This is a genomic window from Rhodococcus opacus (assembly GCF_012396235.1).
In the GTDB taxonomy this organism is placed as follows: Bacteria; Actinomycetota; Actinomycetes; order Mycobacteriales; family Mycobacteriaceae; genus Rhodococcus_F; species Rhodococcus_F opacus.
The window spans coordinates 38509-52365 of sequence record NZ_JAAXPA010000006.1 but is presented as its reverse complement, the minus strand read 5'-3'; the positions used below and the strand labels follow the sequence as shown (position 1 = coordinate 52365).

At 67.3% G+C, this 13857-nt stretch carries 16 protein-coding genes; 5 read left to right on the top strand and 11 right to left on the bottom strand.

Annotated features, from left to right (window positions below):
* Positions 1 to 61: 61 nt before the first annotated feature.
* From HGB39_RS09535 to HGB39_RS09515, 5 genes are all read right to left on the bottom strand, one after another.
* The gene (locus HGB39_RS09535; RefSeq protein ID WP_005566685.1) at positions 62 to 589 is read right to left on the bottom strand and encodes a DUF3558 domain-containing protein; all 528 of its coding nucleotides are present in this window, start codon (positions 587 to 589) and stop codon (positions 62 to 64) included.
* Positions 586 to 1128: a DUF3558 domain-containing protein gene (locus HGB39_RS09530; protein WP_005566686.1), complete on the bottom strand. Its 543-nt coding sequence runs from the start codon at positions 1126 to 1128 to the stop codon at positions 586 to 588. Before HGB39_RS09530 ends, HGB39_RS09535 begins: the two co-directional genes overlap by 4 nt.
* Complete coding sequence (locus HGB39_RS09525; RefSeq protein ID WP_005252788.1) at positions 1112 to 1387, bottom strand: GNAT family N-acetyltransferase; 276 nt, start codon at positions 1385 to 1387, stop codon at positions 1112 to 1114. Before HGB39_RS09525 ends, HGB39_RS09530 begins: the two co-directional genes overlap by 17 nt.
* A 65-nt stretch (positions 1388 to 1452) precedes the next feature.
* Positions 1453 to 2568: a glycoside hydrolase family 183 protein gene (locus HGB39_RS09520; protein WP_043943812.1), complete on the bottom strand. Its 1116-nt coding sequence runs from the start codon at positions 2566 to 2568 to the stop codon at positions 1453 to 1455.
* A gap of 182 nt (positions 2569 to 2750) precedes the next feature.
* Positions 2751 to 4124, bottom strand: coding sequence for an FAD-binding oxidoreductase (locus HGB39_RS09515; protein WP_005566688.1), 1374 nt, complete (start codon positions 4122 to 4124; stop codon positions 2751 to 2753).
* Between the two features lie 513 nt (positions 4125 to 4637).
* Here HGB39_RS09515 and HGB39_RS09510 point away from each other — a divergent pair.
* A complete protein-coding gene (locus HGB39_RS09510; protein WP_005566689.1) occupies positions 4638 to 4967 on the top strand; it encodes a hypothetical protein in 330 nt (109 codons plus the stop codon).
* Positions 4968 to 4996: 29 nt separating this feature from the next.
* Here HGB39_RS09510 and HGB39_RS09505 read toward each other — a convergent pair whose 3' ends face one another.
* Positions 4997 to 5680: a Type 1 glutamine amidotransferase-like domain-containing protein gene (locus tag HGB39_RS09505; RefSeq protein ID WP_005566690.1), complete on the bottom strand. Its 684-nt coding sequence runs from the start codon at positions 5678 to 5680 to the stop codon at positions 4997 to 4999.
* 5 nt (positions 5681 to 5685) lie between these two features.
* On the bottom strand, positions 5686 to 6504 hold the full coding sequence (locus HGB39_RS09500; protein ID WP_005566691.1) for a maleylpyruvate isomerase family mycothiol-dependent enzyme: 819 nt from the start codon (positions 6502 to 6504) through the stop codon (positions 5686 to 5688).
* A gap of 167 nt (positions 6505 to 6671) precedes the next feature.
* Between HGB39_RS09500 and HGB39_RS09495 the strand changes: the two genes are divergently transcribed.
* Positions 6672 to 8213, top strand: a complete 1542-nt coding sequence (locus tag HGB39_RS09495) for an AMP-binding protein (RefSeq protein WP_005566693.1) — start codon at positions 6672 to 6674, stop codon at positions 8211 to 8213.
* A 10-nt stretch (positions 8214 to 8223) separates the two neighbouring features.
* Here HGB39_RS09495 and HGB39_RS09490 read toward each other — a convergent pair whose 3' ends face one another.
* Together HGB39_RS09490 and HGB39_RS09485 are read right to left on the bottom strand one after the other, a co-directional pair.
* Positions 8224 to 8388, bottom strand: a complete 165-nt coding sequence (locus HGB39_RS09490) for a hypothetical protein (RefSeq protein ID WP_005566695.1) — start codon at positions 8386 to 8388, stop codon at positions 8224 to 8226.
* Positions 8385 to 8786, bottom strand: coding sequence for a DUF488 domain-containing protein (locus tag HGB39_RS09485; RefSeq protein ID WP_005566697.1), 402 nt, complete (start codon positions 8784 to 8786; stop codon positions 8385 to 8387). The genes HGB39_RS09490 and HGB39_RS09485 overlap by 4 nt, the downstream gene beginning before the upstream one ends.
* 269 nt (positions 8787 to 9055) lie before the next feature.
* Between HGB39_RS09485 and HGB39_RS09480 the strand changes: the two genes are divergently transcribed.
* The 3 genes from HGB39_RS09480 to HGB39_RS09470 are packed head-to-tail and all read left to right on the top strand — an operon-like array spanning position 9056 to position 11919.
* The gene (locus HGB39_RS09480) at positions 9056 to 10168 is read left to right on the top strand and encodes a Re/Si-specific NAD(P)(+) transhydrogenase subunit alpha (RefSeq protein ID WP_005566699.1); all 1113 of its coding nucleotides are present in this window, start codon (positions 9056 to 9058) and stop codon (positions 10166 to 10168) included.
* Positions 10169 to 10495: an NAD(P) transhydrogenase subunit alpha part 2 gene (locus tag HGB39_RS09475; protein WP_005566701.1), complete on the top strand. Its 327-nt coding sequence runs from the start codon at positions 10169 to 10171 to the stop codon at positions 10493 to 10495.
* Complete coding sequence (locus HGB39_RS09470) at positions 10495 to 11919, top strand: NAD(P)(+) transhydrogenase (Re/Si-specific) subunit beta (RefSeq protein ID WP_005566703.1); 1425 nt, start codon at positions 10495 to 10497, stop codon at positions 11917 to 11919. Before HGB39_RS09475 ends, HGB39_RS09470 begins: the two co-directional genes overlap by 1 nt.
* A 67-nt stretch (positions 11920 to 11986) precedes the next feature.
* On the opposite strand, the gene HGB39_RS09465 is transcribed toward HGB39_RS09470, so the two are convergent.
* On the bottom strand, positions 11987 to 12619 hold the full coding sequence (locus HGB39_RS09465) for a hypothetical protein (RefSeq protein ID WP_007300562.1): 633 nt from the start codon (positions 12617 to 12619) through the stop codon (positions 11987 to 11989).
* A gap of 86 nt (positions 12620 to 12705) precedes the next feature.
* A complete protein-coding gene (locus tag HGB39_RS09460; RefSeq protein ID WP_005566706.1) occupies positions 12706 to 13854 on the bottom strand; it encodes an MFS transporter in 1149 nt (382 codons plus the stop codon).
* Between the last annotated feature and the right edge of the window lie 3 nt (positions 13855 to 13857).

Here is a 13857-nt window from a genome sequence, read left to right as displayed (position 1 = left end):
CGATCGGTGGTCCTTCGACGCTAACAGCGAGGTCGTGGCCACCGCGAGCGAATTTCGGCCGCTACTGGTTGCGTTGCAGGGTCAGTTCGGCGAGGGTGCGCGCACCGTCGCACGGGTCGCCGGTACCAGACCGCTGCTGCACCCACCACGTGATGACACCGGAGTAGGCGGCGGTGATCCCGCACGTCGCCGAATCACCCGGACGCCGGGCGCTGAACGCCGACGTGCCCGCGATCGACGTGGTTTCCACCTGATAGCCCAGCTGGTCCGCCACACTCCGCTCCCGTTGCAGCGAGTTGTTCTCGAACCAGCCGAACGTGACGTCGATGGATCCGGCGGCGGACGACACCGTCCACATGCACACCGCGCCGAAGAAGTACTGGTCGATGCCGGCGCCGTGGAGGGTCTCCGCGATCTTGTCGTTGGGGACGGCGTCGCACTCGCGGAGGAGCTTGTCGAACTGCGGTGAGCCGCCGTCTTCGGAGGCGGCCGCGCCCTCGGGCAGGGGACTGCCGGTGACGGAGGTGCCGCAGCCGGCGAGCACCACCGCGGACGCCACCGCCGCGGCGAGCCGGCGGGCGGCGCTCACCTGACCTTCTCCAACGTCAGCCGGCCGAGCGCGGTCGGGGCCGCGCACGGATCGGAGGGCGCGTTGCCCGTGCCGTAGCGGACCAGCCAGTGCACGAAGTCGGAACCGGTGCCCAGCGCGACCTCGCAGAACCCGACGTTCTGCGAGGAGAACCCGCGGTGCCCGGCGATCTCGAGGTCGTGGACCTCGTGACCGATGCCCTTGGCCACCGACCGTTCCCGATCGATGGGGCTACCGCGGTACCAGGTGAACATCACGTACCGTTCGCCGCCGTCCGCTTCCCACCGGCACTTGATGCCGTTGCGCGACACCGGGGTGAGCCCGGTGATCCCGGCCCGCTCGTACACCTCGGCGTCGGTCAGCGAGCCGCATTCCCCCACGAACGCGCCGGGCTGCGCGGACACCGACGTCGTCGGCGCGGACGCCGCCGGAGCGGTCTCGGAACGGTTGCCGGCACCGCAGCCGGCCAGTACGACCGCCGCGGCGACCACACATGTCGCGCGGACGGTCAGGCGGACCGGATCAGACGAGCTCCGCATAGCTCGGATTCTCGGCGATGTACTTCTCGACGTACGAGCACGACGGAATCACGGTGAGCCCGCTGGCCTTCGTGTCGTCGAGGGCGGCCTTCACCACTTCCGCGGCCAGACCCTGACCACGGAACTGGGGGTACGTCACGGTGTGGTGGAAGTCGCGGGCACCGTTCCGCTCGAAATAGTCGGCGTATCCGGCCAGCTGACCGTCGAGGTAGATCTCGAACCGGGATTCCGACACGTCGTGCTCCACCGTGGCCGCCACAGACCGCTCCTCTGCTCGTGTGGCGTGCGCGCTGTCCCGCGCACGCTGTCACCCGCAGATTACCGTCAGTCCGCGAGGTTGGTGCGCAGCAGCATGACGTTGTAGTCCGACCAGGTGGTAGCCAGGAAATACAGATCGGATCCCTGCGACCACGGGTGCATGTACGCGCCGTACAACTCGGGCACGTCCCGGCTGCTCACGAGCACCTCGGGTTCGCTCCAGCCGGATTCGAGATGGTCGGACCGGCGCATGACCACCGAATTGCCGGCGTCGGTGTACATCGCCACGAACTGACCGAGGTACTGGTTGAACTGCACCGACAACTCGCTGACGGGTCCGGGGATGACCGGTGCGGCGACGGTGGCGTTGGCCTTCACCCACGCCTTGCCGTCCCAGTACTCGTACAGCGTGAGGTTCCGGATGTCCGCTTCCTTCACCCGCGACAACCGGGCGTCGCCGGAGCGACCCGACGGCGTGCCGAACGCGTAGACGAATCCGTCGTGCTTGACGTACGAGCCCATCTGGAAGTTCTCGGCGCCCGTGCCGGGCACGTTGGGCCGCAGCGTCAGCGGGTCGGTGACCCAGTTCTCGCCGTTGTCCACGGAGTATGCGATGCCGGACGCGTTGGTGTCCCACTCGCCGGGGGCGCCCCAGCTCCGCACGGACATGTAGTTGATGTACTGCGTCGCGCCGGGACCCTCGCCGACCGAGATGCCGGTGGTGGGGATGACGGTCTGCTCCACACCCGGGATCTTCTTGCTCTGGATGATCTCCTTGGAATGGTTCGGGGTATCGATCGGGGAATTGTCGATGCCCATCCCGTCGGTGAGGTCCTTGTCGGAGCTGCGCAACAGGATGTTGCTGCGCCAGTCGCCGACCAGACCGCACAGCGGATTGTCGCTCAGTCCGACGGTGTCACCGAACGCGGTGAGGATCTCACCTCCGCCGTTGTCCCACATGATGCCGAGGTCGGTGCCGAGCACCCGGAACCTGCCGATCGTGTCGTTGGAGCTGCGCGGACCGGTGATGTGCGCGATAGCCTGAGTTTTGCCACGTAGCTCGGGAAGGCGACCGTCGCTTCCGTTGAGCCAGGGAATGGGGTTGATGCCCTGGTTCGAGCCGCTCGAGCCGAGGCTGCCGGTTCCGAGGCACGGGGCCGCCGTGGCAACAGGGGGCGTCATCGTGAAAAACGTGCAGGTAGAAGCGAGTAAGGCGGGCATCGCCAGGGAGGCGACACGGCGGAGTCTGGTCACGAGCGCACCTCTCTGCGAGGAATCGAGTCGGGTCCGGTCACGCTAGCAATACCTCACCTGTCACACCAGCCCCTAGGGTAACCATTGGGTATCGCACCCGGCCCGAGTAGCTACAGGATCGCTCCGGGGTTGAGGATCCCCAGCGGGTCCAGTGCGTTCTTGATCCGCTGCGTCAATTCCATGACGTCCTCGCCCAACTGGTCGGGCAGCCAGGCCTTCTTCAGCCGGCCGACGCCGTGCTCGCCGGTGATCGTGCCGCCGAGAGAGAGTGCGAGGTCCATGATCTCGCCGAAGGCGAGATGAGCACGCTCGGCCATCGCGGCGTCCTCGGGGTCGAACACGATGAGCGGGTGCGTGTTTCCGTCGCCGGCGTGCGCGATCACCGCGACCATCACGTCACGCTCGCGGGAGATCGCCGCGATTCCCTCCACCAGCGCAGGAAGTTTCGGGAGCGGGACCCCGACATCCTCGAGGAGCAGGCTGCCGAGACGCTCGACCGCGGGGATGGCGAATCGTCTTGCCGCGGCGAAGGCTTCGCCCTCGTCTGGGTCGTCGGTGGTGAAGACCTCGGACGCGCCGCTCGCCGTGCAGGCGTCCGCCATCACGGAAATCTCTTCGGCCGCAATCGCACCGGGCGCGTCCGAGCGCGCGATGAGCATCGCCTCCGCCGTCCGGTCCAGGCCCATCTTCAGCGCGTCCTCGACGGCGCCGATGGAGGTGCGGTCCATGAATTCGAGCATCGACGGCCGCAGCGTGCGGGTGATGGCCAGTACGGTGTCGGCGGCGGCCTGGACGGAGGCGAACGACGCGACGAGGGTGCTCGACGGCGGCTGGGCCGGGATCAGCCTCAGCGTCGCCTCCGTGACGATGCCGAGAGTTCCCTCGCTCCCGACGAACAGCTTGGTCAGCGACAGGCCTGCCACGTCCTTCAGTCGCGGCCCGCCCAGGCGCACGTCCGTCCCGTCCGCGAGAACGACGCGCAATGCGAGGACGTAGTCGGTGGTGACGCCGTACTTGACGCAGCACAGGCCGCCGGCGTTGGTCGCGACGTTGCCGCCGATCGAGCACATCTCGAACGACGACGGATCCGGTGGATACCAGAGCCCGTGCTCGGCGGCCGCGGCCTTGACCTCCGCGTTGAGCAGTCCCGGTTCGACGACGGCGATCCGCGTCACCGGGTCCACCTCGATCCGGCGCATTCGCTCGGTGCTGACCACCACGCAGCCCGCCACGGCGGTGGCGCCGCCGCTGAGCCCGGATCCCGCACCGCGCGGGATCACCGGTACCCGGTGCTCGGTCGCCCAGCGCATCACCACCTGGACTTCCTCGGTGGTCGTCGGACGGGCGACGGCGAGGGGGAGGACGGCGTCGGGATCGCGCGCCCAGTCCTGGCGGTAGGAGACCAGGATGTCCGGATCGGTGACGAGGCATCCCTGGGGGAGCGCGGCGGCGAGCGTCGCGAGTACGTCGTCGGTGACCGTCATCGTGACTCCTGAAATGCGGGTGTCGGAGGCCCCGACGGTAACCCAGCGGGCCACGGGTGTCCTCGAATTGGTCAGGCGTCCAACTGAACCGATTCCGACCCGATTGTTCGGATATCGCTCCAACCTGGACGTTCGGCCTGGAAGCGAGACCCCAATAGTCCATCTGTTAGTTACTTACGCGTAGGAGTCTCACGATGTGGGATCAGGGGGGTGAATTTTTTCCGGGGTCCCGGCGGTGGGGTATGCAACCGGGCCCGGGGGAGAAAATGCAGGTAGGGGCGCCCCCTGAACCGCGTGGAACCGGACGAATCGGGTGTAACAGAGGTCACATTCGTCACTCTGTTACCGGATCGTATCGACCAGGCAATGCAAAAACTCACTTCTACGGGTTAGCGTCTTGCATCGTCAAACACCGGCGAGGCGTTACACCCAAACGGAGATTCTCACGAAATGTGAGCTAGAACACGGTTGGGGCCGGGTTTTGCCGCACCGACCCTGGAAGGACCCGCACCGATGAATGCACTCCACCGAGATCCCAGCAGCTACATCTCCGCGATGTTCTCGTACGAGTTCCTCGACGGTGGCATCGACTACGATTCCATCGAACAGATCCACCGTGGCGAGTTCGACGAATGGATCTTCGCACTGGCCGGTTCGGGGTTGTTCACCAACGAGGAAGTTCGGTCCATGGTGCAGGAATGGCGCCTGAACCCGAAGGCCCTCCTGAACACGCTCCTCGCCGACGCGGACGAAGTCACCGCCAAGCGCTGCGAGGTCACCTGGGCCGCACTCGACCGCGTCGCCCCGTTCGCTCCGTCCGTGCCGGTCGCCGTCTTCGGCTGAAGGCCTTCCCGCCGCAGGGCTCGCCGTCGTCACACGAGTTCGGTTCGATCCCCGTTCACGACGATCGCCTGATCGTCCGTCAAGGTGCGGTACTCGATGCCGGCGAGCCTCAAAGCGTTGACAGTCCGCCGAACGGCGGCCGCGTCCTCCAAGGGCACGGCGTCTTCGGCCCCTGGAAGCTCCGCAGGCGGGTGATGCGGCACGATCGCGAAGCCCACCACGCCCAGGCCGTCCCAGAGCGGCTCCATGCCGCAGGTTGCGACCACCTCCGCCGGGTCATCGGAGGAGTCGAGACCGTGCAGCGTCGGAGTCATCACACACGCCCCCGCGCTGTAGCCGGCGTACACCAGCGAATCGCTCAGCAGTCTTTCCGGGATCACCCGGTCCGCCCCACTCCGGGCCATCTGCGCGCGCAACACGAACGTGTTCCCGCCGCGCACCCACAGCATGCCGAACCCCTCCAGCCGCTCCTTCAGCGCGGCGGACCGCGCGTGCCCGTCGCTGCCGATGTAGTCGCGCAGATCCACCTCCTCCGGGGTGAAGCCCAGCCGCGTCAGCGGCATCACGTCACTCACGACCGCGGACGTCCGCGCTGTCCGCGGCCACGCGTCCGCAGCCGCGGCGATCACCCCCACGCGCCCCGGACGGCCGACGAGAGACAGCAGAGGCGCGGGATCCGCACCGAACCGATACGAGGACAGGAACAGGCGCACCGCGGTCAGATCGTGAACGCGAGGTTGTCGACGATCCTCTTGCCCACGGCGGTGTCGCCGCTCAACGCGATCTCGGCGCGGTGATCCGCCGCCGTCGTCCGCCCGCCCGCCAACCGGGTGAACAGCCGGGAGTCGAGAGTCACGGTCGTGGTGGCCTCGGACGGTAGTTCGTCGACCACCGCGGCTCTGCCGTCGACGGCGACGTGAATGTTGCGCGCGAGCGGTCCCGTCAGCTCCAGGGTGATCCTCGACCCGTCCGGGGCCTTGCCGCGCTTGCCGACGAGGAACGCGACAGCGCCCGCGATCTCCTCGAACGCGGTCTCCCCGCGCAGGCCGCCCTCGTTGCCGGGCAGCGCGAGGGCGTCGCGCAGGTCGAGCTCGTGCATCCAGCAGTCGAACACGCGGATGCGCATGAACCGGAGGTAGGGCGCCGGACCGACCGGTGTGGTGGTCTCGGCCTCGAATGCCTCGTCGGTCATCTCGCTCAGCTCCGACCGCCTGCGGGCCACGATCGCCCGGAAACGCTCGAGCATCTCGGGGCCGGAGCACCCCCGGAGTCCCTCGACCCACTCTTCGTTGAAGGCCCCGATTTCGTTGCGCACGTGCGCGAGGCCGCGGACGTCGATGCTGGTGTGCGGTGCGGAGATTCCGGCGAGCAGCGACTCCGTGCCGATGAGATGCGCGGTCACGTCGTGGACGGTCCACCCGGGCAGCGCGGTGGGGGTGAACCACACGTCGCCGGACAACGAGGACAGCACCTCGTCGAGTACATCCCACTCCTCGAACAATGCGTCGAGGATCGGTTCCTTCTGCAGGGCATTCACGGGTGGTACGCCTCCTTTTGCCTCAACTCTAGGACCTCCCGCCGGAGCGTCCGAGCGTTTTCGCCGCGGGCGGACGAATGCGCCGGTGACGGCGTCGAAGACCTCCCCGTCCCGGGTTTCGTGTGGTAGACCGATGGTGAGAATCTCCATTAACAAAAGGAGTGCGGATGTTCCCTGGAAACTTCGTGGCGACCACCCCGGACAAGCCCGCCGTCATTCGTCCCTCGACGGGGGAGCGGCTGACCTACCGGGAGTTGGACGAGCGGTCCACCCGCCTCGCACGGCACCTGCGCTCGCTCGGCCTGAAGGTCGGCGACCACCTGGCGCTCGTGTCGAGCAACGATCTCCGGGTCCTCGAGGTGTACTGGGCGGCGCTGCGATCCGGGCTGTACATCACCGTGGTGAACTGGCACCTCACCCCGGAGGAAGCCGGTTACGTCGTGGACGACTGCGGAGCCGAGGTGCTCATCGTGTCCGCCGACGCGGGCGGCGCCGTGCCGCGCGACCCGAATAAGCTTCCCCGCGTCCGGCACCGTCTCGTGTACGGCGGCGAACTCGACGGATTCGACAGCTACGACGACGCCGTGGCGGCGCAGTCGGCCGAACCGCTCGATTCGCAGCCCCGCGGGCAGGACATGCTGTACTCGTCGGGCACCACCGGCAGGCCCAAGGGGATCAAACCCGCTCTGCCCGAGGGCGAAGTGGACGCCACGATGGATCCGTACACCGCGGTGTTCGCCCCGATGTACGGATTCGATTCCGACACCGTGTATCTGTGTCCCGCACCCCTGTATCACGCTGCGCCGCTCCGCTTCTGCGGCACCATCACCTCCGTCGGCGGCACGATCGTCCTGATGGACCGCTTCGACGCCGAGGAATCGCTGCGGCTCATCGAGGAGTACCGGGTGACCCACAGTCAGTGGGTGCCGACGATGTTCGTCCGGATGCTCAAGCTGCCGAAGGATGTTCGCGACAAATTCGACGTGTCGAGTCTGAGGGTGGCCATTCACGCGGCGGCGCCGTGCCCGCCCGACGTGAAACGCTCGATGATCGAGTGGTGGGGTCCGGTGATCCACGAGTACTACGCGTCCACGGAGGGTGCCGGTGCCACGTTCATCGACAGCGCCCAGGCCCTTGCCAAGCCAGGTTCGGTGGGCCACGACGGGGTCATGGGCATCGTGCACATCTGCGACGACAACGGTGCGGACGTACCCGTCGGTGACATCGGAACCGTCTACTGGGAGAGGGAGGAACGGCCGTTCGAATATCACAACGACCCGGCCAAGACCGAATCCGCGACGCACCCCGACCATCCGACCTGGACCACGAGCGGCGACATCGGGTACATCGACTCCGACCGCTTCCTCTACCTCACCGATCGCGCCGCGTTCATGATCATCTCGGGTGGGGTGAACATCTATCCGCAGGAGTCGGAGAACGTTCTCACCATGCATCCCCAGGTGTTCGATGTCGCGGTGATCGGCGTGCCCGACGAGGAGATGGGCGAACAGGTCAAAGCCGTCGTGCAACTCGTCGAAGGGGTGGAACCGTCGGATGCCGTCGCCCGCGAGTTGCTCGATTACGTCCGCGAGCGGGTGAGTCACTTCAAGGCGCCGCGCAGCATCGACTTCTCCGACGACCTGCCGCGCACCCCCACGGGCAAACTCGTCAAGCACAAACTTCGCGCCCGGTACCTGAACGCCGGCTGAATTCCCGACGTCACCTGTCCCGCGCCGAACCGCAGCGCGGGCAGGTGCTCGCGGTGTGATCGGAGAGGAACAACCCGCAGTCGGGGCACACGCGGTCGAGCCAGCAGACGGGATCTCCGCCGAGGTCGTCGTCCGGTTCGGTGACGGGCGCGGCGTCGTCGGGGTGGGTGGTCACAACCGTTCCAGCATGTATTCGGCGAGCACCTCGGCGTGACTGTGACTGACGTCCTTCGTCGCGGTCAGGAGAACGATCGGCCGCCCCTGCGCGAGTTCCTGCACCCGCGCGACAGCCTTCCGTCCGCTCGGCGAGTCGAGCTCGTGGACGTACCGCTCCCGGAACTCGCTGAACGCGGCGACGTCGTGCGAGTACCAGTGACGCAGCTCCGTCGACGGCGCGAGGTCCTTGGCCCAGTCGTCGAAATGGAACGCGTCCCTGCGGAGCCCCCGCGGCCAGAGCCGGTCCACGAACAGTCGGAGTCCGTCGCCCTCGGTCGGATGGTCGTAGACCCGCTCGACGACGACCGGTGGATCCGCGGTGACGTCCTCCGCGCTCCGTTCCTTCGATGTGCTCATGGCCGAACCTCCGCTTCCGTGCGGCTGTCTACCGTCAGACTACGACCAAACACCCTGTGACCGGGTTCACAAACGAGCAGAAAGATCTGTGAGAACGACTGTTCGGACTCGATTCAGACGCCTACCCACGGACTTCTCTGTTCCCTACGTCACGCATTCTCTGGCTACTATCAGCTAACTCAGTCGAGTCGGGGGAAATATTTCCGCTCATCATCGGTTGATCGCCGCTCGTCGCGGCACATACACCATCTACCGCAGGAAGTCGATACATGGATACATCGCAGAGCGCGTCCACTGCGCGCCCGACGGTCGGCGTCGTTCGGGAGTCGAACGACGGTGAGCGTCGGGTGGCGTTGGTGCCGAAGATCGTGGCGTCGTTGATCGCCAAGGGCGTCGACGTGGTGGTCGAGTCGGGTGCCGGGTTGGGCGCGCTGATACCGGACGAGTCGTACAAATTGGCAGGAGCCGCCATCGCCGATCCGTGGTCGGCGGACGTCGTGGTCAAGGTCGCGCCGCCGTCGGACGAGGAAGTGGGCCGGTTGCATGCCGGGCAGACCCTGATCGGGTTCCTCGCCCCCCGCAACCAGGACAATCAGGTCGGCGCGCTGAAGGCGGCCGGGGTGCAGGCGTTCGCGGTGGAGGCGATCCCGCGTATCTCCCGCGCCCAGGTGATGGACGCGTTGTCGTCGCAGGCGAACGTGTCCGGCTACAAGTCGGTGCTGCTCGCGGCGTCGGAGTCGACCCGGTTCTTCCCGATGCTCACCACCGCCGCCGGCACCGTCAAGCCGGCGACGGTGCTGGTGCTCGGTGTCGGTGTCGCCGGCCTGCAGGCGTTGGCGACGGCGAAGCGTCTCGGTGGCCGGGCCACCGGTTACGACGTGCGCCCGGAGGTCGCCGATCAGGTCCGCTCGGTCGGTGCCCAGTGGCTCGATCTCGGGATCGACGCCGCCGGTGAGGGCGGCTACGCCCGCGAGCTGACCGAGGCGGAGCGGGCGCAGCAGCAGCAGGCGCTCGAGGATGCGATCAAGGGCTTCGACGTGGTCATTACCACCGCCCTGGTGCCGGGCCGTCCGGCGCCCCGGTTGGTGACCGCGGCCGCGGTGGAGGGTATGAAGCCCGGCTCCGTGGTGGTCGACCTGGCCGGTGAGACCGGTGGTAACTGTGAGCTCACCGAGCCCGGTCAGACCGTGGTCAAGCACGGGGTGACGATCTGCTCGCCGCTGAACCTGCCCGCCACCATGCCCGAGCACGCGTCGGAGCTGTACTCGAAGAACATCTCCGCGTTGCTCGAGTTGATGCTCGTCGACGGGGCGCTGGCCCCCGATTTTTCGGACGAGGTCCTCGCCGCGTCCTGCGTCACCCGTGAGGAGGGTGTGTCCTAGATGTATACCGAATTGTTGGCGAACATCGCGATCCTGGTGTTGTCCGGGTTCGTGGGGTTCGCGGTGATCTCGAAGGTCCCGAACACGTTGCACACCCCGCTGATGTCGGGCACGAACGCCATCCACGGCATCGTCGTGCTGGGTGCGCTGGTTGTGCTCGGCAAGGTCGAGAACCCGCCGTGGGGTCTGCAGGTGATCCTGTTCGTCGCCCTGGTGTTCGGAACGATCAACGTGGTCGGTGGTTTCGTGGTCACCGACCGGATGTTGGCGATGTTCAAGTCCAAGCCCACCGCCCCTGTTGCTGCTGAGAAGGGTGGGGACCGGTAATGGAGTACTTGGTCAACGTGTTGTACATCGTGGCGTTCGCGATGTTCATCTACGGTCTGATGGGCCTGACCGGCCCGAAGACCGCGGTCCGCGGTAACCAGATCGCCGCGGTCGGGATGGGTGTGGCGGTGGTCGCCACCCTGATCGCGATCCGGGACACCTCCAACTGGGTGCTGATCGTCGCCGGTCTGGTGATCGGTGTGATCCTGGGGGTGCCGCCGGCGTTGCGGACGAAGATGACCGCGATGCCGCAGCTGGTGGCGTTGTTCAACGGTGTCGGTGGCGGCACGGTCGCGCTGATCGCGTACGCCGAGTTCCTGGACTCGGACGGGTTCACCGCCTTCCAACATGGTGAGTCGCCGACGGTGCACATCGTCATCGCGTCGCTGTTCGCGGCGATCATCGGGTCGATCTCGTTCTGGGGGTCGGTGATCGCGTTCCTGAAGCTGCAGGAAACCCTGCCGGGCCGGCCGATCGGCATCGGCCGGTTGCAGCAGCCGCTGAATGCGGTGCTGCTGATCGGGGCCGTCGCGTTGGCGGTGATCATCGGGGTCAAGGCGATCGAGCCGACCGGACCCACCAGCCAGTGGTGGATCGTGGGTGTGCTGGTGCTGGCGGCGGTGCTCGGGTTGATGGTGGTGCTGCCGATCGGCGGCGCCGACATGCCCGTGGTCATCTCGCTGCTGAACGCGTTGACGGGTCTGTCCGCGGCGGCCGCGGGTCTGGCTTTGAATAATCAGGCGATGATCGTGGCCGGGATGATCGTCGGTGCGTCGGGTTCGATCCTGACGAACCTGATGGCGAAGGCGATGAACCGGTCCATCCCGGCGATCGTGGCCGGCGGGTTCGGTGGCGGCGGTGTCGCGGCGGCGGTCGGGGACGGGACCGTGAAGACGGCGAAGTCCACCTCGGCGGCGGATGCGGCGATCCAGATGGCGTACGCCAATCAGGTGATCGTGGTTCCCGGGTACGGGTTGGCGGTGGCGCAGGCCCAGCACGCGGTCAAGGACATGGCCAAGATGCTCGAGTCGAAGGGCGTCGAGGTCAAGTACGCCATCCACCCGGTGGCGGGCCGGATGCCCGGGCACATGAACGTGCTGTTGGCCGAGGCCGACGTCGAGTACGACGCGATGAAGGAAATGGACGACATCAACGACGAGTTCGCCCGCACCGATGTCACCCTGGTGATCGGTGCGAACGATGTCACCAACCCCGCCGCCCGCAACGATCCGTCGTCGCCGATCCACGGGATGCCGATCCTGAATGTGGATCAGTCGAGGTCGGTGATCGTGCTGAAGCGGTCGATGAACTCCGGGTTCGCCGGCATCGACAACCCGCTGTTCTTTGCCGACACCACCTCCATGCTGTTCGGGGACGCGAAGAAGTCGGTCGCCGAGGTCACCGAGGAACTCAAGGCCCTGTAGGCCCTCCGGGCCCGTGCGCCTTTTTGGTAGCGCCAACTACCAGAAAGGCGCACGGGCGCGAAGCGCCTCAGAGGCGCAGACTGCCGCGGTGCCGGGAGAAGGCGATGGCCGCGGTGTCGGGCCGTCGCTCTTCACGCTCGGCGGCCACGGGGGAGTAGAGCATCAGGGTGGACGCCAGTGTCCACCAGATCGCCAAGATGATCAGGCCGGCCGCGAGGCCGAAGATGCCGACGGGTTCGACCAGCGCGGCGGCCCCCGCGACACCGAGGACGACGGCGAAACCCAGGCCCGCGATGACGGGCCGGAACCGCGGTGCCGACACCAGCAGCGCCGAACCGTACAGCGCGGTGACGGCGACGACGTGCCCGCTCGGCAGGAGCACCGACGGCGCATCCGATTCCCACGCCCGGACTGCGGCACTGGTGAGGTTCGCGCCGATACACAGCAGCAGTACCGCACCCATGCCGTACGAAAGTTTTCGCATCGCCGCGACGATGGCGAGGACCACGGTCGCTGCGAGCACCGTGGTGACGTCGATCGCCTGGATCACAGGTTCGGCGACGGGTCGGAGTGCCTCCGGGAGGACGAGACCCGACGATTCGGGGCGGATGAGGTAGAGCGCGCACAGTGCCACCACACCCGCCGCGGCGAAGGCGAGGCGACGAACACTGCGACGCAGCCTGCTAGTCGATTCGGTCACGCCACACAGTGTGCCAACCGACGCTGAACGATCGATGAGAGGCCGCTGTGAGGTCGGTGAACGGTCCTGTTCGTGCGGCGAACGTGTCAGGTGCGCCGGACCGCCCCCGCGAACGTGGCCGCCACCAGCACGCAGGTCAGCGGCACCACCATCGCGACGGTCAGCGGAACCACCTGGGTGATCCAGCCGATGGTGGCCGGGCCGGCGAGGAATCCGACGTACCCCAGCCCGACCACACGGGACATGTTGGTGCCCGCGGAACCCGCGCCGAGGTTGCCCGCGGCGGTGAAGATCTGCGGCACGCAGCCCGACAATCCCAGGCCGAACAGCGCCCAGCCCAGGATGGTGAGCGGGAGCAGTCCCGAGACGACGACGAGCAGCATTCCGACGGCCGCGATCAGGGTGCCGTAGCGGACGACGGCGACGGGACCGAGCGCGCCGCTCACGCGATCCGCGGTGAACCGGCCCACCGTCATCATCACCGAGAACGCTCCGAACGCGAGGGCGGCGACGGAATCGGACGTTCCGAGGTGCTCCTTGACCTGCAGGGTGCTCCAGTCGTTCGCGACCCCTTCCGACAGCATGAGGACGAAGGCGATGCCACCGAGTGCGAGGACCCGCGTGGACAGCCGGCCCTGTGCCTTCTCGGCGGGAGCGGTGTCGTGCCGAGAGCGGGGACGGTCGGCCATCAGCCACCGCGAGCCCGCGGCGACGGTGACGACCCCGACACCGCCGGCGACCAGCAGCGCCGTCACGGGTGCCCATCCGGCGGCGAGCGTCGCGGCCCCGAGCAGCGATCCTGCCACCCCGCCCACGGAGAACAGGGCGTGGAACGCCGACATGATCGGCCGCCCGTACCGCTGCTCGACTTCGACGGCCTGCGAGTTCATCGACACGTCCAGTGCGCCGTTCGCGAAGCCGAACACGAGCAGGGCGAGACCGAGTTGCCAGGCCGCGGAGGCCAGCCCGGGACCCACGGTGGCGGCCGACAGTACGAGTCCGGCGATGATCACCATCCGCCTGCTGCCGAATCGGTCGGCCAGCGGACCGCTGACCTGCATGCCGCCGATCGCACCGACCGCCAGCAGGAGCAGCAGCGAACCCAGCGTGGAGTGGCTGATACCGGTCCGATCCTCGATCGCCGGAATGTGCACGACCCACATGCCGAGCAGGAACCCGTTGATCCCGAAGATTCCGAACGTTCCCGCACGAGCCCGGCGGAGCGGCTCGTCCACTGG